The following is a 25,057-nucleotide window of genomic DNA, read 5'->3' on the forward strand; positions in this document are numbered from 1 at the left end:
CGCTCGCGTAGACCTCCGCGAGCGCGCGCAGCTCGGAGTTCGAGCCGAAGACGAGGTCGGCGCGGGTGCCGGTCCACTTGACTTCGCCGGTGGCGTCGTCGCGGCCCTCGAAGGTGTTCTGGTCCTCCGAGATCGCCCGCCACGTCGTGCCCAGGTCGAGCAGGTTGACGAAGAAGTCGTTCGTCAGCTTGCCCGGGGCGTCGGTGAGGACACCGAGCTGCGTCTGCTGGTAGTTCGCGCCCAGGACACGCAGGCCGCCGACGAGGACGGTCGTCTCGGGTGCGCTCAGGCTCAGCAGGTTGGCCTTGTCGAGCAGCAGGTACTCGGCCGGCAGGCGGTTGCCCTTGCCCACGTAGTTGCGGAAGCCGTCGGTGGTGGGCTCCAGCGCGGCGAAGGACTCCGCGTCGGTGTGCTCATCCGTGGCGTCCACACGACCCGGGGTGAAGGGCACCTCGATGTCGTACCCGCCGTCCTTGGCGGCCTTCTCCACGGCGGCGGCACCGCCGAGGATGATCAGGTCGGCCAGGGAGACCTTCTTGGCGCCGGAGTTGAACTCCTGCTGGATGCCCTCGAGGACACGCAGCACCTGCGGCAGCTGCTCCGGCTCGTTGACCTCCCAGCCGCTCTGCGGCTGCAGACGGATACGGGCGCCATTGGCACCGCCGCGCTTGTCGCTGGCGCGGAAGGTCGAGGCCGACGCCCACGCGGTGGACACCAGCTGCGAGACCGTGAGGCCCGAGTCGAGCAGCTTGGCCTTGAGCGCCGCGATGTCGGCGGCGTCGATGGCCTCGCCCTCGGCCGCGGGCAGCGGGTCCTGCCACAGCAGGGTCTCCTCCGGGACCTCCGGGCCGAGGTACAGCGACTTCGGGCCCAGGTCGCGGTGGGTCAGCTTGTACCAGGCGCGGGCGAAGGCGTCCGCGAACTCGGCGGGGTTCTCGTAGAAGCGACGCGAGATCTGCTCGTAGATCGGGTCGAACCGGAGCGAGAGGTCCGTCGTCAGCATCCGCGGGGCGTGGCTCTTCGACGAGTCGTGGGCGTCCGGGATGGTGCCCGCGCCGGCCCCGTCCTTGGCGACCCACTGGTTGGCGCCGGCCGGGCTCTGCTCCAGCTCGTAGTCGTACTCGAACAGGTTCTTGAAGAAGCCGTGGCTCCACTGGGCCGGCGTGCTGGTCCAGGTGACCTCCAGGCCACTGGTGATCGCGTCGCCGCCCTTGCCGGTGCCGTAGGTGCTCTTCCAGCCCAGGCCCTGCTGCTCGATCGGGGCTGCCTCGGGCTCGGGGCCGACGCTCGTAGCCGGGCCGGCGCCGTGGGTCTTGCCGAAGGTGTGACCACCGGCGATCAGGGCGACGGTCTCCTCGTCGTTCATCGCCATGCGGCGGAACGTCTCACGGATGTCGCGGGCCGCGGCGATCGGGTCCGGGTTGCCGTTCGGGCCCTCGGGGTTGACGTAGATGAGGCCCATCTGGACCGCGCCGAGCGGGTTCTCCAGCTCGCGGTCGCCGGAGTAGCGCTGGTCGTCGAGCCAGACCTTCTCGGGACCCCAGTACACGTCCTCCTCGGACTCCCATACGTCCTCGCGGCCACCGGCGAAGCCGAAGGTCTCAAAGCCCATGGATTCCAGGGCGACGTTGCCGGCGAGGATCATGAGGTCGGCCCAGGACAGGCTCTGGCCGTACTTCTTCTTGACCGGCCACAGCAGACGGCGGGCCTTGTCGAGGTTGCCGTTGTCCGGCCAGCTGTTCAGCGGGGCGAACCGCTGCTGACCGGCACCGGCGCCGCCGCGGCCGTCGCTGATGCGGTAGGTGCCCGCGCTGTGCCAGGCCATACGGATCATGAACGGGCCGTAGTGACCGAAGTCGGCCGGCCACCAGTCCTTCGAGTCCGTCAGCACCTCGGCGATGTCCTGCTTCACGGCAGGGAGGTCGAGGCTCTTGAACGCCTCGGCGTAGTCGAACTCCTCACCGAACGGGTTCGCCACGGCGGGGTTCTTGGCGAGGATCTTCAGGTTGAGCTTCTCCGGCCACCACTGGCGGTTCCCACCGCCCTGGGTCGGGTGCAGGGCGCGCCCGTGTGCGACCGGGCAGCCGCCAGCGCCCTCCGTCTGCGCGTCTGCGGCGATAGCGTCATGGTTCTCTGACATGGGAATCCTTCCGGACTGGGCGGATCATGGTGCTCAAGAACTGCGGGCGGTGGAACAGTCGGGACACAGGCCCCAGTAGATGACCTCGGCCTCCTCGATCGAGAAGCCGTGGTCGTCGGACGCGGTCAGACAGGGGATCTCGCCGACCGCGCAGTCGACGTCGGCGACGGCACCGCACGACCGGCATACGACGTGGTGGTGGTTGTCCCCGACACGTCCCTCGAACCGAGCCGGGCTGCCTGCCGGCTCGATCCGGCGTATGAGCCCCGCCGCGGTGAGCGCGTGAAGGGCGTCATACACAGCTTGCAGGGAGATGTGACCCACGCGATCGCGCACTCGGGAGGCGATCGCCTCGACATCGAGGTGGTCGCCGTAGCGGACGGTTTCGAGCAGCGCGACACGGGCGGCCGTCACTCGCAGGCCGGCACCGCGCAGCTCCTCGGCGGGGGCCGGGCTCTGGGATGCGGTCATGGCGCCAAACCTACCTCCACAAACACGACCTGTACAGGAAAACGAATGATTCAAGTTTAGTGGTGGCGCGGGTCAGCCAACGTTTGCCTTGTTGTGGCATGACATGCGGTGTGAGTGGCGGCCTGGAAGGTGCGGCGCAGATGGCGTTGACGCTTTGGCAAGCGCTTGCTAATTTTCCCTGTGCGTGACGGCCGTCACCCTTTAAGACGCGCTCCATACTGCCCTTCCTAGGACAGGCAGCGTTCAGTAACCGCTCTCATGAGCTGCGTGCCGCCCCCACGGCAGCCCCCCACAACAGGAGGTCCCAGCGCCATGAAGCACACCCGGATTTCCCCTGCCTCGCGGCAGAAGGCCCCCGCGGCCACCGACGTACGCCGCACACGCGGCGCCCTTGCCGCCGCGGCGGTGGCGGTGTTCGCGACGGCGGGTCTGCTCGCGGTCCCGCCATCCGTCTCGCATGCCGCGCCCCTCGCCGCAGGCGATCTGTACGTGTCGCCGAACGGCAGCGCCGGCGCCCCGGGCACGGAGTCCTCTCCGACGACGCTCGCCTCGGCGATCACCCGCATCACCCCCGGTGGCACCATCTACCTGCGCGGCGGCGCCTACAACCTCTCGCAGACGGTCACCATCGCACCGGGGAACGACGGCACCTCGAGCGCCCCCAAGAAGCTGTCCGCCTACCCCGGCGAGAAACCGGTGCTGAACTTCTCGGCCATGAGCGAGGACCCGGCGAACCGCGGGCTCGCCGTCAACGGGTCGTTCTGGCGCGTCTCCAACATCACCGTCGAGCGCGCCGGCGACAACGGGATCTTCGTCGGCGGCAGCAACAACGTCATAGAACGCACGGTGACCCGCTTCAACCGCGACACGGGGCTCCAGATCTCCCGCATCGCCTCCAGCACCCCCCGCGACCAGTGGCCGGCGAACAACCTCATCGTGAGCTCGGAGTCGCATGACAACGCCGACTCCGACGGCGAGGACGCCGACGGCTTCGCCGCGAAGCTCACGGTCGGCTCCGGGAACGTCTTCCGCTACGACGTGTCCCACAACAACATCGATGACGGTTGGGACCTCTACACCAAGACGGACACCGGCGCCATCGGCCCGGTGACCATCGAGGACTCCCTCGCCCTGAACAACGGCACCCTCACGGACGGCTCCCAGGCCTCGAAGGGTGACCGCAACGGCTTCAAGCTCGGCGGCTCGGACATCGCCGTCGACCACGTCATCCGGCGCAGCATCGCCTACCGCAACGGCAAGCACGGTTTCACCTACAACAGCAACCCGGGCCATATGTCGGTGTCGAGCAACATCGGGATCGACAACGCCGAGCGCAACTTCTCCTTCGACGGCGGCACTTCGGTGTTCCGGGACAATGTGTCGTGCCGCAGTGGCAGCGGGACGAAGGACCGCACCATCGGCGATGCCGACGCCTCGAACCAGTTCTGGTCCGGTACGAACGGCTCTCGGTGCTCGTCGTACAGCGGGGCGCTGAAGTGGTCCTTCGCCGCTGACGGAAAGCTCTCCGTGTCCTTCGGCGGATAGCGGCCAGGTGCCTCCCCGCCACCCGGCTCGCCGGAGCCGGGTGGCGGGCGCCGGGTGGCAGGCGCTGGGTGGCGCGGCACGCGGCACCGCCGGTCAGGGCGTCGCGGGCCGGGCGTCGCCCGTCGGGCGGTGCAGGTAGGCGCCGACGGGCTCGCCGACGATCCGGCCCGCCCGCAGGATGTGGTTGCCCCTCAGGAAGGTGTCGGTGACCCGGGCGGTCAGCTCGAACCCCTCGAACGGGGTGTATTCCTGCGTCGACTCCGACTCCGCCGCGCGCACGGTCCAGGTGCGGTCCGGGTCGACCAGGGCGATGTCGGCGTCGAAGCCGGGTGCGATGGTGCCCTTGGTGCCCAGCCCGTAGCGCCGGGCCGGGTTCCAGGAGGTCAGCGCGGCGATCCGGCCCAGGGACAGGCCGCGCTTCGTCCCCTCGGTGATCAGGCCGGGGAGGAGGTACTCGGTTCCGCCGAATCCCGCCTTGGCGAGGAAGACATCGTCCTTGGGCTCGCCGAATTTCAGCTCCTCGCGGCAGCATGCGTGGTCGCTGACGACCCAGTCGACGGTGCCGTCGAGCACGTACTCCCACAGCGCCTCGACGTCCTCCCGGGGCCGCAGCGGCGGGTTGACCTTGCCGCCGAGGCCGTGTGCGGTGGTGATGTCGGCGAGCAGGTGCCCGATGGTGACCTCACGGCGGAAGTCGATGTGCGGGAAGGCCCGGCTCATCCGTACGGCCGCCTCGACCGCCTTGCGGGAGGACAGGTGCAGCAGGTTGATCGTCGGCAGCCCGGTCTCGTGGGCCAGGTAGGAGGCGATGGAGACCGCGAGCCCCTCGGAGTGCTGCGGCCGGGAGGCGCTGTAGGCGGCGAGCCCGGTCAGCTCGCCCGCCTCCTCGACCAGCTTGGTGTACGCGGTCATGATCTCGGCGGTCTCGCAGTGCAGGGACAGCGAGATCTGTTCGGCGAGGTCGGGGAATCGCTCGCGTGCGGCCTGTACCCCGCGCATGACGAACTCGAAGTGCGCGTAGTCGTACCGCTCGTCCTCGGGGATCATCAGGAACGCATTCTGATCGGCGGACCTGCCGTGCAGGCCATGGCTGCCGTAGAACATGAAGACCTTGAACGAGGTGACGCCGAACCGCTCGATCAGATCGGGGATCTCGTCGATATGAGCCCGTGAGATCGGGGCCAGGTGAAAGCCGTAGTCGACATGGGCGCGGCCGGCGACGGCGCCCAGCACCTCGGGGAAGAAGTCGGTGTACGCACCACCCCTGTTGAGGTAGTAGCGGCCCGTCCGGATGTAGGTCAGGGCGCTGGTGACCCCGCCCTGCGCGCTCGCGCGGCTCTCGCTGGCCGCGTCCTCGGCCGGCGGGTTGTAGATCCCCCAGTGCTGGTGGGCGTCGACGACGCCGGGGAACGCCAGCTTGCCGCCGGCGTCGACCACCCGCCGGGCCACCCGGCGGGACCCTGACGCGGCGATACCGGGGGCTACGGCGGCGATCCGCCCGCGGCTGACGGCGATGTCCGCGGGCCGGGCGTCATCGTGGTCGTGGGTGACGACACGGGCGTTCTTCACCACCAGGTCGTACTCGGTCACCTCGCTCATGCCCCGATCACCCGGCTCTCCTGCGTCCAGAAGACGAAGCGCCTCTGGGCGAGACGGATGATGAAGTGGGCGATCAGTCCCAGCACGGAGAGCACTACCAGCACGGCGAACATCCCGGCGATGTCGAAGTTGTAGTTGGTCTGCAGCAGCAGGTATCCCAGGCCCTCCTTCGCTCCGATGAACTCGCCGACGACAGCGCCGAGGATCGAGAAGACGACCCCGATCTCGAGACCGGCGAAGATGAAGGGGAGCGCGCTCGGCAGCCGCACCATCGTGAAGACCTCGAACTTGCCGGCGCCGAACACCGTGAGCATCTGGACCCGGTCCGCATCGGCCGAGCGCAGCCCCTCGACCACGTTGACCAGCATCGGGAAGAACGCGATGACCGCCGCCATGACGACCTTGCTCGCCATGCCGAAGCCGAACCACACGACGAACAGCGGCGCGAGGGCCGCCTTGGGCACCGTCTGGAAGGCCACGATGTACGGCATGAAGGTGCGCTCGATCAGCCGCATCTGCGAGATCGCGGTGCCCAGCACCAGCGCCGCGCCCGCGGCGAGGAGGAAGCCGTACAGCGACTCCAGCACCGTGACCTTCAGATGTCTCCAGAACAACGGGTCGGCCAGCTGTGTCCGCAGGGCGTCGAAGATCTGGGAGGGGCGCGGTAGCAGGTAGTCGTCGACCCCGAAGGCGGGGACCGCGAACTCCCACACCAGCAGGGCGATTACGAACACGGCGGGAACGAGCAGCAGCTCGGGCCGCTCCCTCAAGTCCACGCGGGGCCTCATGAGTCGATCACTCCGATGGCGTTGAAGTGCTTGCGGATCCGCTGGACATAGACCCCGGCCCGGTCCGAGGCCATGACGCCGAGCGCACGCGGGCGTTCCAGCTCGATGTCGACGATCTCGGCGATACGGCCCGGGCGGGGGCTGAGGACCACCACCCGGTCGGAGAGGAAGACCGCCTCGGGGATGGAGTGGGTGACGCACACGATGGTCTGGCCGCTCTCCCGCCAGATCCGCAGCAGCTCGACGTTCATGTACTCACGGGTCATGGCGTCGAGCGCGCCGAAGGGCTCGTCCATCAGCAACACGGCCGGGTCATGCACCAGGGCCCGGCAGATCCCGGCGCGCTGCTGCATCCCGCCGCTCAGCTCATGGGGGTACTTGCCCTCGTAGCCGTCGAGGCCGACCATCGCGAGCAACCGCTCGGCCCGCTCCCGGTACACACGGGCGTCGAGCTTCCGTACCTCCACGGGCACCATCACGTTCTGCAGAATGGTGCGCCAGGGCAGCAGGGTGGCCGCCTGGAAGACCATGCCCACCTCGGGAAGCGGCCCCGCCACGTCGCGGCCCGCGACACGGACCGCCCCCTCGCTCCTGGGAATGAGCCCGGCGAGGATCTTCAGCATCGTGGTCTTGCCGCACCCCGAGGGGCCGACGACCGAGATGAACTCACCGCGCCGGACGGTGAAGGCGATGTCCGAGAGCGCGTGGGTCGGCTCCGATCTGCGCGGCTGGTAGCTCTTGTGCAGCCCGTCGACTTCGATCCAGCGGCCTTCGTCCACATCGGGCGGGGGAAGCGCGTTCAGGCGGCGTCGACGGCGACCCGGAGTCCTCATGGCCATAGCGGTCTCCCTACCTTCCTGCTGGTGGCTCGCCGGTCGCTACTTGGCAGCCTTCGCCTTCTCGATCACAGCCGCGGAGTCGAAGTCGTTCGCGCCGCCCAGCAGGCTGTCGTCCCACAGCTCCGAGAGATCGACGTCCTTGGTGATCTGGCCGGACGTCTTGGTGTAGGCGATCGTCTTGTTCCACTCCGCGTCGCTGATCGCGCCCCAGTTCTTGAAGCTCTCGCGCTCACCGGTGGCAGGGATCGCGGTCTTGATCCACGCGTTGAGCGTCCTGCTGTCGTCGGCGATACGGTCGTCGGCCTTCTTACCGGTCAGCAGTTGCGGGAAGGCCTGGTAGCCGTCACGCATGGCGGCCTCGGAGTTGACGGCGGAGAAGAGCAGCGCCTTGTACATGGCGCGCAGATAGCGCGTCAGCACGTCCTTCTTCTCCTCCAAGGTCTTCTCGGTCACCGCGAAGGTCAGCGAGCGAATCCCCTCGAAGGCGTCGGAGTTGTCCAGGTAGCGCAGCTCGGTTCCGGTGTTCTCGATCGTGGTGTACGCCTGTGTGTACAGCGCGAGCGCATCGACCTTGCCGCCCTCCAGGGCGGACAGGGCCTGCGCGCCCACTCCGACCGGCAGCAGCTCGATGTCCTTGGCCGCGTCCAGACCGGCGTCGCTCGCGTACGCACGGGCGTAGATGGGCGAGCCGGAGGCGAGGCTGATGACGCCGATCTCCTTGCCCTTGAGGTCGGCAGGGGTCTTGATCTCGCTGTCCGGCCGGACCGCCATGCGCCAGGGCCAGTTCTGCACCAGGCCACCGATGGCCTTGACCGGGATGCCCTTCTCCCGCGCGGCGAGGATGGCTCCCGCGTCGGCCGCCGTGATGTCGGCACTGCCCGAGGCGACGGCCTGGATCGCGGCCACCGAGCCGTCGGTGTTGATCACGTCGACCCTGAGCTTCTCCTCGGACAAGTAGCCCTCGGCGTCGCCCACCGCATAGGTGGCGACCTCTTCCTTGGGCGCGATCACGGCCGAGGCGACGGCAAGGTCGAGCGAGGCCTGGGCGCCTGAGGCGCTGTTGGAAGACGAAGAGTCACCGCCTCCGCAGGCGGAAAGCACCGCGAGGGCGGCAAGGGTGGCGGCAGTGACGCCGAGCCGCGGGGAATGTCTCATGTTCGGCACCTCTCTCGATCCGGTGGAGTAAGCGGTATCGGTCTTGCGAACACCCACTGGCAGCGCCCGTGCTGGGAGGGAGCGGCATGTCTCGTTGCCGGGGGACGTAGCGGTCGGCGCATCGCTCATCAGGGCGACCAGTGGGCGTCGGTCGGCCCGGCCTGGGGGCAGACCTCCAGGATGTCGGAGGCGAACAGGCTGCGGAAGACGGCTGGTTGTCGCGGGCGGCATTCCCGTAGCTGGTTTTGGGCGGATACGGCGTTGGTTCCGTCCAGCCGCGGGTGGGGCGCGCCTGCCGACACGAACCCGTGAGCGCGACCTTAGACTTGGTGATTCGGATGGCCGGAATCGAATATCCCGACTTCAGCCCCGTGGGGGCAGGGCGGTAACTGTTGCCTCAGGTCCTCCGACGAAACGGGAGGAGGGCTGTCATGCCCAAACGTCTCATCGTGTGCTGCGACGGCACGTGGAACACGGCCGATCAGGTCGAGGGCAGGCAACCCTGCCCGACCAACGTCACCAAACTCGCCCTGGCGCTTGCCCCCGAGGACACGGCTGGGAACCGACAGTGCGTCTACTACCACCGCGGCGTGGGTACCAGCCGCTGGGACCGTCTGCGCGGCGGCGCGTTCGGCGCCGGGCTGTCCGGCAATGTGTTGGATGCCTATCGCTTCCTCGTCGACAACTACGAACCCGGCGACTTCGTGTACTTCTTCGGCTTCAGCAGGGGTGCGTTCACCGCCCGCAGCACCGCCGGCATGGTCCGCAACTGCGGCATCCTGCGCCGGGAGAACTCCCACCGGATCGGCGAGGCGTGGGCCCTGTACCGCAGCTCGGCCGACCGGCCGAGCGGTGTCGCCGCCAGCCTGTTCCGCCGGGCGTACTCGCACGACCCGCGGATCCGCTTCATCGGGGTGTGGGACACCGTCGGCGCGCTCGGCGTCCCGGCTCTCGGACCGCGCTGGCTCAAGCCCGTCATAAGGCGGCTGAACCACCGCTGGGAATTCCACGACACCAAGCTCAGCACCCGGGTCGACGGCGCTTTTCACGCGCTGGCCATCGACGAGCAGCGATCGGCATTCGAGCCGGCACTGTGGCACCAGGAACCCGGGGTCGACGGGCAGGAGTTGAAGCAGGTGTGGTTCACCGGTGTGCACTGCGACATCGGCGGCGGATACACCGAGACCTCCCTGTCCGACATCACCTTGCTGTGGATGGTCGACCGGGCCCGGGAATACGGCCTGGAGTTCCAGCCCGGAGCCATCAGCCCCGAGGGTCCCAGCCGGATAGCGCCGGGCGAGAGCGTCGACTTCAGGGTCGCGCCCGATCCGATGGCCCAGCCGCACGCCTCCCGGACGTGGCTCTACCGCCTGGCCAAGCCCGCGCATCGGCCCATCGGCGAAGCCACGGGCAAGGACGGAAACACCGACGGAGGATGCGAGTACCTGGCCACGACCGCGAAGGAGCGCTACGACGATGACCCCGGCTATCGGCCGCCACGGCTCGTCACGTACCTGACCCAGCCGGAGAACGGACGCCTTGAGCCAGTGGACCTCGATTCCCTGCCGTAGCCACCGGTTCAGGACAGCCCGAGCTCGTTGTCCAGCATCTCGAAGACCTCGCTGTCGGTCGCGGCGTCGAAGTCGAATTCGTGGTCGGCCTTCTGGTCCGGGTCCCCTTGCAGCGCCCCCCATCGGCTGCGCAGCACCTCCAGACGCCCCGCCACCCGCTCGTGCAGCTCCGGATCGACCGGCACCTGCGCGAAGGCGAGCTCCAGACGGTCCAGCTCGGCCAGGATGGACATCGGCCCCGCGTCCTCCGGGACCAGTTGCGTGCGTATGTGGTCGGCCAGTGCGTCCGGCGTCGGGTAGTCGAAGATCAAGGTGGCGGGCAGCCGGAGCCCGGTGGCGGCGTTGAGGCGGTTGCGCAGTTCGATCGCGGTGAGGGAGTCAAAGCCCAGGGTCTTGAACTCGCGGGTCGGCTCGATGGCGTCCGCCCCCGCATGGCCCAGCACATCGGCTGCCTGCGCACTGACCAGTTCACGGACGGCTTCCGCCCTTTCGGTATCCCCGAGACCGATGAGCCGGTCCGCCAGCGAGGCCCGGGTTCCCACACCGGCTCCGGCGGCTCGCCGGGTCCTCGTCCTGATCAGGCCACGCAGCAGAGCGGGGACCTCGCCCTGGGCGCGCCAGGCGGGCAGGTCCAGCCGGACCGGAACGACGGCCGCCGCCCCGGTCGCCAAGGCCGCGTCGAACAGCGCCAGCCCTTCCTCGATCGACAGCGGAGGCATACCCGACCGCGCGAGCCGCGCCAGGTCCGCCTCGGCCAGCGTGCTGGTCATCCCTTCGGTCTGCGTCCACGGACCCCATACGAGCGCCACCGCGGGCAGACCGGCCGTACGCCGATGCTCGGCCAGCGCGTCCAGGAACGCGTTGCCCGCCGCGTAGTTGGCCTGGCCGGCTCCGCCGAACACACCGGCCACCGACGAGAAGAGGACAAACGCCGTCAGGTCCAGCTCACGTGTCGCCTCGTGCAGCACCCATGCCGCGTCGGCCTTCGGCCGCAGCACGGCGGCCACACGCTCCGGCGACAGCGACTCCAGCACACCGTCGTCCAGCACCCCCGCCGTATGCACCACCGCCCGCACCGGGCGTTCCGGCGCCACCCCGGCCAGCAGGGCCGCCACGGCGTCGCGGTCCGCGACATCGCAGGCCACCGCTTGTGCGTCCGCACCGTGCCGGGCGAGTTCCGCGACGAGTTCGCCTACTCCGTCGGCATTTGGGCCGCTGCGGCTGGCCAGGATCAGGTTGCGGACACCGTGCTCCGTCACCAGATGGCGCGCCACCTCACGCCCCAGCCCGCCCGTACCGCCGGTGACCAGGACCGTCCCCTCGGGATCCCACACCACGGCCGATGTGTCCGGATCCGCCACGGAGGTGGACGCACGCACCAGCCGCGGGACGGTGATCGCCCCGGCGCGGACATCCAACTGCGGCTCGCCCGAGGCGAGGGCCTTTCGTAGCGCGGCCACGGAGGCATCCGTGTCGTCGAGGTTCACCAGGCCGAACCGGCCGGGGTGCTCGGTCTGCGCCGAGCGGACCAGGCCCCATACGGACGCGGCGGCCAGGTCCTCGCCCGTCGTCGCGCCCCGTGTGACGAACACAAGGCACGAGGCGGCCGCGCCCTCGTCCGCAAGCCACGACTGGGCGAGATGCAGGGCCCAGGACACCGCCTGGTGCGCGGAGCGCACCGGGTCTTCGGGGAAGGCCGGGTCTTCGGGGATGACCGGGTCTTCGGGAGTGCCGTCCCCGACCGGAACGAGCACGACCTCCGGTACGTCGGCTCCCGTCGGCGGCGATGTCACCCCGGCGATCTCGGCACACACCTCCACAGGCGTCCCGGCGGCCCGCAGCGCCTCGGCCAGCCAGGACCGCTCGGAACCCAACACGACGGCAGTGACGGCGTCCGGGGTATCGACGGCGGGCGCCAGCGGCGTCCAGTCCACACGGAACAGCGCGTCGCCCTCACTCGTGTCGGCGGCGGCGCCGAGTTGGTCGGCGGACATCGACCGCACGACGAGCGAATCGATGGAGCCGACCGGGCCGCCGGCCGTGTCGGCCAGCGTGATCGACATGGCGTTGTCGCCCGCCGGGGACAGCCGGACACGGAGCGCCGACGCGCCGGAGGCGTGCAGGGAGACGCCCTCCCAGCTGAACGGCAGACTCGCCATGGCGCCCGTACCGGCCGCACCGTCGTCCCCGCCACCACCCCCGTCCGCTTTGTCGAGCCCGGCGAGGAGGGCGGTGTGCAGGACGGCGTCGAGCAGCGCGGGATGGAGTCCGTAAGCTGCGGCGTCGGCCTCGCCCCGCTCCGGGAGGGCGACCTCGGCGAAGAGCTCATCGCCGCGCCGCCAGGCGGCCCGCAGCCCCTGGAACAGCGGCCCGTAGTCGAAGCCGATGTCCGCGAAGCGGTCATAGCAATCGCCCACATCGATGTGCTCGGCGCTCTCCGGCGGCCACACCCCCAGCGGTGTCGCGGTCGCTGTCCGCTCGCCCTCCGTCAGCACACCACTGGCGTGCAGGGTCCACTCACGCGCTGTGCCCTCCGGCCGGGAGTGGACACTGACGGGGCGACGGCCGGAGTCATCGGCCTCGTGGACGGCAAGCTGAAGCTGTACGGCACCCTGTTCGGGCAGGACGAGCGGCGCCGCCAGCGTCAACTCCTCCACCCGGTCGCAGCCGACCTCGTCCGCGGCCCGGAGCGTCAGCTCCAGCAGCGCCGTGCCCGGCACCACCACCCGGCCCATCACCACATGATCCGCCAGCCACGCATGGGAACCCACGGAGAGGCGGCTGGTGAACAACGCCCGCTGGCTGTCGGCCAGTTCGACGGACGCTCCCAGCAGCGGGTGATGCGCGTCCCCCAGCCCCGCCGCGCGTACATCGCCGGCACGGCTCACCGTACCCGTCGGCCAGAACCGCTCGTGCTGGAAGGCGTAGGTGGGGAGTGGTACTCGGCGGGCACCCGGGAACAGGGCTGCCCAGCACACCTCCGCACCATTCGCGAACAACCGCGCCATGGCCGTCAGCGCGGACCGCTCCTCCCCTCTGCCCTTGCGCACCACCGGCACCAGCAGGGGCTCGTCGGCGAGGCTTTCGGCCGCCAGCGCCGACAGCGACCCGTCCGGCCCGACCTCGAGGAACCTGCGCACCCCGGCGTCGCCCAACACCGCCATGGCGTCGGAGAACCGTACGGTCGACCGCACATGCTCGACCCAGTAGTCGGCGGAGCACAGATCCGTGCTCTTGGCGGGCCCGCCCGTCAGTGTGGACACCGCCGGAATGGCGGGGGGTTGGTAGGACAGCCCTTCGGCCACGGTACGGAACTCGTCCAGTATCGGGTCCATCAGGGGGGAGTGGAACGCATGCGACACCCGCAGCCGACTTGTCTTCCGCCCCTGCGCCGCAAACCGCTCCGCGATCTCCAGCACTGTCTCCTCGGCTCCGGACACCACGACCGAACCAGGACCGTTGACAGCGGCGATCGACACCTCGCTGGACAGCAGCGGCACCACCTCGTCCTCGGCTGCCTGGACCGCCACCATCGCCCCGCCCACGGGCAACCCCTGCATCAACCGGCCTCGCGCCACCACCAGCGCACACGCGTCCGCCAGCGACAAGGCCCTCGCCACATGCGCCGCCGCAATCTCACCGACGGAATGCCCCACCAGGTAGTCAGGGGCAATCCCCCAGGACTCCACCAGCCGGAACAAAGCCACTTCCACCGCGAACAGGGCAGGCTGAGCGAACTCCGTCCGATTCAGCAACCCCTCGTCGTCGCCCCACACCACATCCCGCAACGACACGCCCAACAGCGGATCCAGCTCCGCCACCGCCTCATCCCATGCCCCCGCGAACACCGGGAACCGTTCGTACAGCTCACGCCCCATCCCCAACCGCTGAGCACCCTGCCCCGCGAACAGAAACGCCGTCCTGCCCTCACTGGTCGCCGAACCCTCGATCACATCCACATGCGACTCGTCCGCGGCCAGCGCCGCCACGCCCCGCGCCACACCCTCCAGGTCCTCGCCCAGCACCACCGCCCGACGCTCAAACACCGACCGGCCCGTAGCCAGTGAGAAGCCCACATCCCGCAGCCCCAGCTCACCACCCGCCCGCACATGTGACAGCAACTGCCCCGCCTGAGCACGCAAAGCCGCCGACGACGCGCCCGACACCACCCACGGCACCAGCCCGCTACCCTCCGAAAGCTCCTCGGAGGCGCCGCCGACCGCGTCAGAAGGTTCCGGCTGTTCCACGATGAGGTGCACGTTCGTGCCACTGATCCCGAAGGAGGACACGCCCGCCCGGCGCACCCGGTCCGCCGACGGCCACTCCGCCGGCCCGGTCAGCAGCTCGACCGCGCCCGCCTCCCAGTCCACATGCGACGACGGCGCGTCCACGTGCAGCGTGCCCGGAAGCACACCATGCCGCATCGCCATCACCATCTTGATCACACCCGCCACACCCGCCGCGGCCTGCGTGTGCCCGATGTTCGACTTCACCGACCCCAGCAACAGCGGACGGTCCGCCTTCCGCTCCTGACCGTACGTGGCCAGCAACGCCTGCGCCTCGATCGGATCACCCAGCCTCGTCCCCGTGCCATGCGCCTCCACCACATCCACATCCGAAGCCGACAGACCTCCACTCGCCAGCGCCTGGCGAATCACCCGCTGCTGGGACGGACCATTCGGCGCCGTCAGGCCATTGGACGCACCGTCCTGGTTGATCGCCGAACCCCGCATCACGGCGAGCACTTCGTGACCATTGCGGCGCGCATCGGACAGCCGCTCCAGCACCACCACACCCACACCCTCGGACCAGCCCACACCATCGGCCGACTCCGAGAACGCCTTGCACCGCCCGTCCGGCGACAACCCCCGCTGCCGCGAAAACTCCACAAACGCCACAGGCGTCGACATCACCGTCACACCGCCCGCCAACGCCAGCGAACACTCCCCCGCCCGCAACGCCTGCGCCGCCAAATGCATCGACACGAGCGAAGACGAACAGGCAGTGTCGACCGTGACCGCCGGGCCTTCGAACCCCAAGGTGTAGGACACCCGGCCCGAGGCCATGCTCGCGGCACTGCCGTTCCCCTGATAACCCTCGAACTCACCCCCGCCGAGCAGATCCGCGTAGTCGTTGTACATCACCCCGGCGAACACACCCGTCCGGCTGCCCCGCAGCGACACCGGATCAATCCCCGCCCGCTCGAACGCCTCCCACGATGTCTCCAACAGCAGCCGCTGCTGCGCATCCGTCGCCAGCGCCTCACGCGGACTCAACCCGAAGAACGCCGCGTCAAACTCCCCCACATCCTGTAGGAACCCACCTTCACGGGTGTAGGAGGTACCGAGGTGGTCCGGGTCCGGGTCGTACAACGCCTCCAGGTCCCAACCACGGTCGGTCGGGAAGCCCGAGACCACGTCGACCCCCTCGAAGACCACCCGCCACAGGTCCTCGGGGGTACGCACCCCACCCGGGTAGCGGCAGGCCATGCCCACGACCACCACCGGGTCATCGGACGTCGCGGGGAGGGTGTGCGTCGGCGCCGGCATCTCCGTTTCGACTCCGAACAGCTCGTCGAGGAGGTAGTCGGCGAGGGTGGTGGGCCTGGGGTAGTCGAAGACGAGGGTGGCGGGCAGCCGGAACCCCGTGGCGCTGTTCAGCCGGTTGCGCAGCTCCACCGCCGTCAGCGAGTCGAACCCCAGATCCTGGAACGACCGGGAGGGCTCGACGGACTCGGCGCCGGCATGGCCGAGAACGAGCGCCACCTGGCCGCGCACCAGGCTCAGCAGGGCGTCACGGCGCTCCTCCCGATGGGTCAGCGCGCTCAGCCGTCGGATGAGCGAGGTGGCTGCCCCCGAGCCCACGACGGCTGCCCGGCGGGCCTTGGCCCGGACCAGTCCGCGCAACAGCCAGGGAATCTCGTCCTGGTTGCGCAGCGCGGGCAGATCGAGCCGGACGGGTACGACGGCGGCCTCGCCGCTCGCCAGGGCGGCGTCGAACAGCGCCACCCCCTGTTCGGCCGACAACGCGTGCATTCCCGAGCGCGCCATCCGCCTCAGATCGGCCTCGCTCAGGGCGCTGGTCATCCCTCCGGCGGGCTCCCACGGGCCCCAGGCCAGCGACACGGCCGGCAGACCGGCCGTACGCCGATGCTCGGCCAGCGCGTCCAGGAAGGCGTTGCCCGCCGCGTAGTTGGCCTGACCGGCTCCGCCGAACACACCCGCCACCGAGGAGAAGAGGGCGAAGACGGAGAGATCCATGTCCCGGGTCAGCTCATGCAGATGCCATGCCGCGTCCGCCTTCGGCCGCAGTACGGACTCCATCCGCCCTGGCGACAGCGCCTCCACCACTCCGTCGTCGAGCACACCTGCCGTATGGACGACACCCCGCAGCGGATGCGCCTCGGGCACCCCGGCCAACACCTCTGCGAGCCCGTCGCGGTCGGCGATGTCGCACGCTGTCACGGTGACATCCGCGCCGTGAGCCGTCAGCTCGGCAACGAGGTCCCCGGCGCCGTCGGCGGCCGGGCCACTGCGGCTGAGCAGCATCAGATGGCGTATGCCGCACTCGGTCACCAGATGGCGGGCCACCAGCCGGCCCAGTCCTCCCGTGCCTCCGGTGATGAGCACGGTGCCCTCGCTGTCCCATGCGGGTGAGGTCCCGTCGGGTGCGGGAACGCGAGCGAGCCGGGCCGCCCGGATCGCGCCGTCGCGTAGTGCCAATTGCGGCTCCGCGGAGGCGAGGGCTTCCAGCAGCAGCGCTCCCGGTGTCCTCGCGCCGTCGAGTGCGCGGTCGGCGGTGGCGCCGGGCTGCGGATCGAGGTCGAGGTCGAGGTCGATCAGACCGAACCGGCCGGGGTGTTCGGTCTGGGCCGAGCGCACCAGGCCCCACACCGGGGCGGCGGCGAGGTCACCGGCGGCCGTCGCGCCACGCGTGACGAACACCAGCCGGCAATCCGCCCACCGGTCCTCGGCCAGCCAGGTCCTGAGCTGCCCCAGCACACTGGTCGTCATGGTCCGTACGGACTCCACCACCGGCGATCCGGAGTCGCCGCCGACCACGGGCACCAGCACGATGCCCGGTGCCGCGGCCTCCGACGCGGCCGCCAGCGAGGCGAGGTCGGCGTGGGTTTCCACCGTCGCGCCGCCCTCTTCGATCAGCGCGACCAGGCCCAGCGGGTCCGGGCCCACGACCGCCAGCCGTTCACCGACGGGGGCCGCCGCGGGTGTCGCCACCCAGTCCAGGCGGAACATGGACGTACGCGCGATGTCCGGGGCACCGTCGCCGCCATCCCCGTGCTCGGCCGGGAGCTCGGCCACCACCAGGGAGTCCACCGTGGCCACCGGGGCACCGGACGGATCGGCGAGCGCGATCGACAAGGCGCCGTCCGCGCGACGTGACAACCTCACCCGTACCGAGGAGGCGCCCACAGCGCGCAACGAGACCCCCGACCAGGAGAACGGCACAGCGCTCGTGTCCGTGTCCGAGCCCGAGTCCGAATCGTCCAACACAGCCGCGTGCAGAGCGGCGTCGAGGAGCGCGGGGTGCAGACCGAAAGTTGCCGCGTCTGCTTCCATCCGCTCCGGCAGATCCACCTCGGCGAGCAATTCGCCGCCCAGCCGCCACGCGGCCCGCAGGCCCTGGAACGCCGGGCCGTAGCCGAAGCCCTCGGCCGCCCGGCGCTCGTAGAAGCCGTCCAGGTCCAGCGGCACCGCCCCGGTCGGCGGCCACACCCCTGTCTCCGGCGTCGCGTCGCCGAGTTCAGTGGAGGACGGCGACGCGGCGGCGGTGAGGGTACCGGTGGCGTGCCGCAACCACGGTGTGTCCTCCGCGCCCTCGGGCCGCGAGTGCACACTCACCGGGCGGCTGCCGGTCTCATCCGGTTCGCCCACGGTCAGCTGCAGCTGTACGGAGCCCTGTTCGGGGAGTACGAGCGGTGCCGTCAGGGTGAGCTCGTCCACCCGGTCGCAGCCGACCTGGTCGCCCGCCCGGAGCGCCAGCTCCACCAGCGCCGTCCCCGGCACCACCAGCCGCCCCATCACCCGGTGATCCACCAGCCACGGATGCGACCGCGCCGACAGAAGGCTCGTGAAGAGATGTCCCCCGGCACCCGCGAGCTCGACGGCGGCACCCAGGAGCGGATGGTCGGCCGCGCCAAGGCCGGCCGCGCGTACATCGCCGGCCCGGGTCGCCGTACCCTTCGGCCAGAACCGCTCGTGCTGGAAGGCGTAGGTGGGAAGGGCCACCCGCCGGGCGCCCGCGAACAGCGGGGACCAGTCCACCTCCACTCCTCGTACGTGGAGCCGGGCCAGGGCGGTGAGGGCCGACCGTTCCTCCCCCTGGTCCTTGCGCAACACCGGCACCAGCGCTGCCTCCTCCGGCGCCGACTCCTGCGCCAGGGCGGAGAGCACCCCGTCGGGCCCCAGCTCCACGAACACGGTGACGCCTGCGTCCGCCAGGGTCCGCACCCCGTCCGCGAACCGTACGGCCTGACGGACGTGAGCCACCCAGTAGTCGGCGGAGCACAACTGCGCCTCCACCGCGAGGCCGCCCGTCACGTTGGACACCACCGGAATGGCGGGGGGTTGGTAGGAGATGCCTTCGGCCACGGTGCGGAACTCGTCCAGCATCGGGTCCATCAGCGGGGAGTGGAACGCATGCGACACCCGCAACCGGCTCGTCTTCCGCCCCTGCGCCGCAAACCGCTCCGCAAGCTCCAACACCTCCCGCTCAGCCCCGGACACCACCACCGAACCAGGACCGTTGACCGCCGCGATCGACACCCCATCGGACAGCAACGGCACCACCTCGTCCTCGGCCGCCTGCACCGCCACCATCGCCCCGCCCACGGGCAGCCCCTGCATCAACCGCCCCCGCGCCACCACCAACGCACACGCATCCGCCAGCGACAACACCCCAGCCACATGCGCCGCCGCAATCTCCCCGACCGAATGCCCCACCAGATAGTCCGGGACAATCCCCCAGGACTCCAGCAACCGGAACAACGCCACTTCCACCGCGAACAGAGCAGGCTGAGCGAACTCCGTACGATTCAACAACCCTTCTTCCTCACCCCACACCACATCCCGCAACGCCACACCCAACAGCGGATCCAGCCCCGCGACCACCTCATCCCATGCCCCCGCGAACACCGGGAACCGTTCGTACAGCTCACGCCCCATCCCCAACCGCTGAGCGCCCTGCCCGGTAAACAGGAACGCCTTCCTGCCCTGGTCGCTCACCGAACCCTCGACCACACCCCCATCAGCCTCACCCGCGGCCAGCGCCGCCACGCCCCGCGCCACACCCTCCAGGTCCTCGGCCAGCACCACCGCCCGATGCTCAAACACCGACCGGCCCGTAGCCAGTGAGAAGCCCACATCCCGCAGCCCCAGCTCACCATCCGCCCGCACATGTGACAGCAACCGCCCCGCCTGGGCACGCAAAGCCGCCGGTGACGCACCCGATACCACCCACGGCACCACACCGGCGCCGTCCGAGGGCTCCTCCAGTCCGCCATCGACAGGGTCGGAGAGACCGGGCTGCTCGACAATAAGGTGGGCATTGGTGCCGCTGATCCCGAAGGACGAGACGCCGGCGCGCCGGGGGTGCCCGGTCCCCGGCCACTCGACCGCCTGGGTGAGCAGTTCGACCGCGCCGTCTTCCCAGTCCACTTCGGACGAGGGCGCGTCGACATGCAAGGTCCGCGGCAACAGGCCGTGCCGCATCGCCATCACCATCTTGATCACACCCGCCACACCCGCCGCGGCCTGCGTATGACCGATGTTCGACTTCACCGACCCCAGCAACAGCGGACGGTCCGCCTTCCGCTCCTGACCGTACGTGGCCAGCAACGCCTGCGCCTCGATCGGATCACCCAGCCTCGTCCCCGTACCATGCGCCTCCACCACATCCACATCCGAAGCCGACAGACCCCCGCTGGCGAGCGCCTGGCGAATCACCCGCTGCTGGGACGGACCATTCGGCGCCGTCAACCCATTCGACGCACCGTCCTGGTTGATCGCCGAACCCCGCATCACGGCGAGCACTTCGTGACCATTGCGGCGCGCATCGGACAGCCGCTCCAGCACCACTACACCCACACCCTCGGACCAGCCCACACCATCGGCCGACTCCGAGAACGCCTTGCACCGCCCGTCCGGCGACAACCCCCGCTGCCGCGAAAACTCCACAAACGCCACAGGCGTCGACATCACCGTCACACCACCCGCCAACGCCAGCGAACACTCCCCCGCCCGCAACGCCTGCGCCGCCAAATGCATCGACACCAATGACGACGAACACGCCGTGTCGACCGTCACCGCAGGCCCTTCGAGCCCCAGCGTGTACGACACCCGCCCCGACACCACACTGCCCGCACTGCCGTTGGCCTGATAGCCCTCGAACTCGGGGCCCTGCAACAAAGTCCCGTAGTCGTTGTACATCACCCCCGCGAACACACCCGTCCGACTCCCCCGCAGCGACACCGGATCGATCCCCGCCCGCTCGAACGCCTCCCACGACGTCTCCAGCAACAACCGCTGCTGCGCATCCGTCGCCAATGCCTCACGCGGACTCAGCCCGAAGAACGCCGCGTCAAACTCCGCCGCGTCCTGTAGGAACCCGCCTTCACGGGTGTAGGAGGTGCCGAAGTGGTCCGGATCCGGGTCGTACAGCGCCTCCAGATCCCAGCCCCGGTCGCTCGGAAAGCCCGAGATGGCGTCCTGACCGCCGACCACCAGACGCCACAGGTCCTCCGGAGAACGCACCCCACCCGGGTAGCGGCAGGCCATACCCACGACCACCACCGGATCATCGGACACGACCGGCAGCGCCTGGTCGCGGGCCTGGTCCGGGGCCGGCCCGTCGGTCCGCACCCCGAACAGCTCGCGGTGCAGATGTTCGGAGAGCGCGACCACCGTCGGGTAGTCGAAGACGAGGGTGGCGGGCAGCCGGAGCCCGGTGGCGGTGTTCAGCCGGTTGCGCAGCTCCACCGCCGTCAGCGAGTCGAACCCCAGATCCTGGAAGGAGCGGGAGACCCCGACCTCGCCGGAGCCCGTATGCCCCAGCACCAGCGCCACCTGCACGCGCACCAGGTCGACCAGCGCCTCGCGACGGTCGGTGTCGGTCAGGCCGCTGAGGCGTCCGACGAGGGTGGCGGCCTCACCCGAGCTCGGCAGCGTATGCCGGCGGGTGCGGGTCCGGATCAGAGAACGCAGCAGCGGCGGGATCTCCCCACGTGCACGCAGCGCGGGCAGGTCGAGCCGGACCGGTACGACGGCCGCCTCACCCGTCGCCAGCGCCGCGTCGAACAGCGCGACGCCCTCCTCGACGGACAGCGGCGGCGTACCCGCGCGCGTCATGCGTTCCATGTCCGCGTCGGTCAAGCCGCTGGTCATTCCGCCCGCCCGGGACCATGGGCCCCATGCCAGCGACACCGCCGGAAGCCCGGCCGCACGTCGATGCTCGGCCAGCGCGTCCAGGAACGCGTTCGCCGCGGCGTAATTCCCCTGGCCTGCCGAGCCGAACGTACCGGCCACCGAGGAGAACGTCACGAAGGCCGTCAGGTCCAGCTCGCGCGTGGCCTCGTGCAGCGCCCACGCAGCGTCGACCTTGGGCCGCGCCACCTTGGCCAGCCGCTCCGGCGTCAGCGCCTCCAGTACACCGTCGTCGAGGACACCCGCCGTATGCACCACGGCCCGCACCGGACGGTCCGCAGGTACGTCCGCCAGCAGGGCCGCCACCGCATCACGATCCGCCACATCACACGCCACCGCGCGCACATCGGCGCCATGGTCCGTCAGCTCCGTGACGAGTTCGGCCGCCCCGTTCGCCGCGCCGCCACTGCGGCTGGCCAACAGGAGATGCCGGACGCCGTACTCGACCACCAGGTGGCGGGCCAGCACACCGCCCAGCCCACCCGTGCCGCCCGTGATCAACACCGTGGCCTCGGGATCCCACTCCACCCCGGCCGTCTCCTCGCCAACGGCGGAGGTACGGACGGCAGGGGTACGGACGGCAGGGGTACGGACCAGCCTGCCCACCAGGACGGCGCCGTCCCGGACGGCCGTCTGCGGCTCGTCCGACCCAAGAGCCTGGGCCACCGCCGCGGCGGACGGCTGCCCGCCGTCGAGGTCCAGCAGGGCGAACCGGTCCGGGTGCTCCGACTGCGCGACGCGGACCAGGCCCCATACGGACGCGGCCGCAAGGTCCTCTCCCGTGGTCGCGCCACGCGTCATGAACACCAGACGGGACCGCGTCCACCGCTCGTCCGTCAGCCATGCCTGCAGCACACCCAGGATCCGGGACGTCACCTCATGCGTGGCGCCCACCACATCGCCCGCGGGCCGCGACACGGGCATCAGCACCACGGCGGGCGGTGCGTCCTCGCCTGCCGCGAGGGCGGCGAGGTCTTCGCAGCCGACGACGGCCGGCCCCGTCGTCCGCAGCCCCTCGACGAGTCCGCCGTCATCGGGCCCGACGACGGCCACGGAGGCCGGGGGCACCGTCGACGCGCGTACCGGCGTCCAGTCGAGACGGAAGAGCGAATCCGCCACGGCGCCACCGGTGTCGCCGGTCGTCTCCGCCGACATCGCACGCAGGGCAAGCGACTCCACGGAGAGTACGGGGCGCCCCGAGGGATCGGTGGCTTCCAGGGACAGGGTGTCCGGCCCGGCGGACGACAGCCGCACCCGGAGGGCCGACGCTCCGGCCCCGTACAGACACACTCCCGACCACGAGAAGGGCAGCACACCGGGCCGGACCTCGGTCCCCGCCCAGGAGGCCGCGTGCAGCGCGGCGTCGAGCAGCGCGGGATGCAGCCCGAAGGCGGCGGCGTCCGCCTCGGGACCGTCCGGCAGCGCCACCTCGGCGAATACGTCGGTGCCGCGCCGCCACACCGACCGCAGGCCCTGGAAGAGCGGCCCGTAGTCGAAACCGAACTCGGCGAACCGTTCGTAGCAGCCGGTCAGATCCACCCGTTCGGCGCCCTCCGGCGGCCACACCGGCCAGCCGCCCACGTGGTCGGCGCGCCCGGCCTCCGCCAGCACGCCGCCGGCGTGCAGCACCCACTCCTCCGACCGGCCCTCCGGCCTGGAGTACACGCTGACCGGGCGACGGCCCGCCTCGTCCGGATCGCCGACAACCAGCTGCACCTGCACGGCGCCCTGCTCCGGCAGCGTGAGCGGCGCCGCCAGCGTAAGCTCCTCCACCCGGTCGCAACCGACCTCATCGCCCGCCCGGACCGCCAACTCCAACAGCGCGGTACCCGGCACCAGCACACGCCCCGACACCCTGTGATCGGCCAGCCACGCATGCGACCGCAGCGGAAGCGACAGCCGCCCGGTGAACAGCCTCCCCTCGGAGCCCGCCAGCTCCACGGCGCCGTTGAGCAGCGGATGCTCCGCCGAGGTGAGGCCGAACGCCACGGCGTCTTCCACCGACGGTTCGGTACGCGGCCAGAACCACCGGCGCTGGAAGGCGTAGGTGGGCAGATCCACCCGACGGGCACCCGGGAACAGGGCCGCCCAGTCGGCCTCCACGCCATCGACGTACAGCTGCGCCAGCGCGGCGGTGACCGCGTGCTCCTCCCCCCGGTCCTTGCGCAACACCGGCACCAGCACCGCGTCGTCCGAGGCCGTTTCGGCCGCCAGGGCCAACAGCGACGCGTCCGGCCCGACCTCGAGGAACCTGCGTACCCCGGTGTCGCCCAACGCCGCTATGGCATCGGAGAACCGCACGGTGGCCCGCACATGCTCGACCCAGTAGTCGGCAGAGCACAGCTGCTCCTCCGTAGCGGGCCCGCCTGTCACGTTGGACACCACTGGAATGGCCGGGGGCTGGTAGGAGAGGCCTTCGGCCACGGTGCGGAACTCGTCCAGCATCGGGTCCATCAGCGGGGAGTGGAACGCATGCGACACCCGCAGCCGACTGGTCTTCCGCCCCTGCGCCGCAAACCGCTCCGCAAGCTCCAACACCTCCCGCTCAGCCCCGGACACCACCACCGAACCAGGACCGTTGACCGCCGCGATCGACACCCCATCGGACAGCAGCGGGGCTACTTCGTCCTCGGCCGCCTGCACCGCCACCATCGCCCCGCCCGCGGGCAGCCCCTGCATCAACCGCCCCCGCGCCACCACCAACGCACACGCATCCGCCAGCGACAACACCCCCGCCACATGCGCCGCCGCAATCTCCCCGACCGAATGCCCCACCAGATAGTCCGGGACAATCGCCCAGGACTCCAGCAGCCGGAACAGGGCCACTTCCACCGCGAAGAGGGCGGGCTGAGTGAACTCTGTACGGTCAAGAAGCTCCGCCTCGGGAGTGCCGACCTCGGCGTACAGAATCTCGCGCAGGCGACGGCTGAGTTGCCCGTCCAGCTCTTCGATGGCGGTATCGAGCGCGTCGGCGAAGACCGGATATCGACCCGCCAGCTCACGCCCCATACCAGGGCGCTGACTGCCCTGACCGGTGAAGAGGAAGGCGGTGGCACCGGGCCGCAGGGCCGCAGCGCCAAGCACCACATCAGCGGCGGGCTCGCCCGCAGCCAGAGCAGCAAGACCATCCAGCGCACTCTCACGGTCGCGGGTCAGCAGCACAGCCCGGTGCTCGAAGCGCGACCGGGACAATGCCAAGGACAGCGCGACATCGGCCCTGCCCGCCTCGGGCCACTCCGCGAGGTGGGACCGCAACCGTTCCGCCTGGGCACGCAGCGCCGCGTCCGTCTTTCCCGAGACCATCAGGGGGACGACGGCGGGGGAGCTCGGCTCTTCGGCGGCCAGGGCGGTCGGCTCGGCCGATACGTGTTCCAGGATCACATGCGCGTTGGTACCGCTGATCCCGAACGAGGACACACCCGCCCGACGCGCCCGCCCCACCTCAGGCCAAGCCCGCTGCTCCACCACCAACTCCACAGCACCAGCCGACCAGTCCACATGACTGGACGGC

9 protein-coding genes are annotated in these 25,057 nt (G+C 70.3%); 2 read left to right on the forward strand and 7 right to left on the reverse strand.

The window, feature by feature from the left end:
- Positions 1-2,140 (reverse strand): catalase/peroxidase HPI (katG, locus tag CCN51_RS28155; RefSeq protein ID WP_086860208.1); only part of this gene is annotated, 2,140 nt, incomplete at its 3' end.
- Positions 2,141-2,173: 33 nt separating this feature from the next.
- A complete protein-coding gene (locus CCN51_RS28160; RefSeq protein WP_014174569.1) occupies positions 2,174-2,611 on the reverse strand; it encodes a Fur family transcriptional regulator in 438 nt (145 codons plus the stop codon).
- Between the two features lie 312 nt (positions 2,612-2,923).
- Between CCN51_RS28160 and CCN51_RS28165 the strand changes: the two genes are divergently transcribed.
- The gene (locus CCN51_RS28165) at positions 2,924-4,156 is read left to right on the forward strand and encodes a right-handed parallel beta-helix repeat-containing protein (protein WP_014174570.1); all 1,233 of its coding nucleotides are present in this window, start codon (positions 2,924-2,926) and stop codon (positions 4,154-4,156) included.
- A 93-nt stretch (positions 4,157-4,249) separates the two neighbouring features.
- Here CCN51_RS28165 and CCN51_RS28170 read toward each other — a convergent pair whose 3' ends face one another.
- Genes CCN51_RS28170 through CCN51_RS28185 form a run of 4 tightly spaced genes read right to left on the reverse strand, consistent with a single transcriptional unit; the run spans position 4,250 to position 8,537 of the window.
- On the reverse strand, positions 4,250-5,755 hold the full coding sequence (locus CCN51_RS28170; protein ID WP_014174571.1) for a dihydroorotase: 1,506 nt from the start codon (positions 5,753-5,755) through the stop codon (positions 4,250-4,252).
- On the reverse strand, positions 5,752-6,531 hold the full coding sequence (locus tag CCN51_RS28175; RefSeq protein ID WP_014174572.1) for an ABC transporter permease: 780 nt from the start codon (positions 6,529-6,531) through the stop codon (positions 5,752-5,754). Before CCN51_RS28175 ends, CCN51_RS28170 begins: the two co-directional genes overlap by 4 nt.
- Positions 6,532-6,539: 8 nt before the next feature.
- On the reverse strand, positions 6,540-7,376 hold the full coding sequence (locus CCN51_RS28180; protein ID WP_238545319.1) for an ABC transporter ATP-binding protein: 837 nt from the start codon (positions 7,374-7,376) through the stop codon (positions 6,540-6,542).
- Positions 7,377-7,421: 45 nt separating this feature from the next.
- Entirely contained in the window at positions 7,422-8,537 is a 1,116-nt protein-coding gene (locus CCN51_RS28185; protein ID WP_014174574.1) for an ABC transporter substrate-binding protein, read from the reverse strand.
- A gap of 431 nt (positions 8,538-8,968) precedes the next feature.
- Here CCN51_RS28185 and CCN51_RS28190 point away from each other — a divergent pair, with 431 nt between their 5' ends.
- Entirely contained in the window at positions 8,969-10,108 is a 1,140-nt protein-coding gene (locus CCN51_RS28190; protein ID WP_014174575.1) for a DUF2235 domain-containing protein, read from the forward strand.
- A gap of 8 nt (positions 10,109-10,116) precedes the next feature.
- On the opposite strand, the gene CCN51_RS28195 is transcribed toward CCN51_RS28190, so the two are convergent.
- Positions 10,117-25,057, reverse strand: a 14,941-nt coding sequence (locus CCN51_RS28195) for a type I polyketide synthase (protein WP_143675911.1), incomplete at its 5' end; no start/stop codon positions are given.

It is taken from the genome of Streptomyces milbemycinicus (assembly GCF_002154605.1).
GTDB lineage: Bacteria > Actinomycetota > Actinomycetes > Streptomycetales > Streptomycetaceae > Streptomyces > Streptomyces milbemycinicus.

What these genes read in the sequence shown, in the direction of transcription:
- CCN51_RS28160 (WP_014174569.1), bottom strand. Translation starts at nt 2,611, where the DNA reads ATGACCGCATCCCAGAGCCCGGCCCCCGCCGAGGAGCTGCGCGGTGCC.
- CCN51_RS28165 (WP_014174570.1), top strand. Translation starts at nt 2,924, where the DNA reads ATGAAGCACACCCGGATTTCCCCTGCCTCGCGGCAGAAGGCCCCCGCG.
- CCN51_RS28170 (WP_014174571.1), bottom strand. Translation starts at nt 5,755, where the DNA reads ATGAGCGAGGTGACCGAGTACGACCTGGTGGTGAAGAACGCCCGTGTC.
- CCN51_RS28180 (WP_238545319.1), bottom strand. Translation starts at nt 7,376, where the DNA reads ATGAGGACTCCGGGTCGCCGTCGACGCCGCCTGAACGCGCTTCCCCCG.
- CCN51_RS28185 (WP_014174574.1), bottom strand. Translation starts at nt 8,537, where the DNA reads ATGAGACATTCCCCGCGGCTCGGCGTCACTGCCGCCACCCTTGCCGCC.
- CCN51_RS28190 (WP_014174575.1), top strand. Translation starts at nt 8,969, where the DNA reads ATGCCCAAACGTCTCATCGTGTGCTGCGACGGCACGTGGAACACGGCC.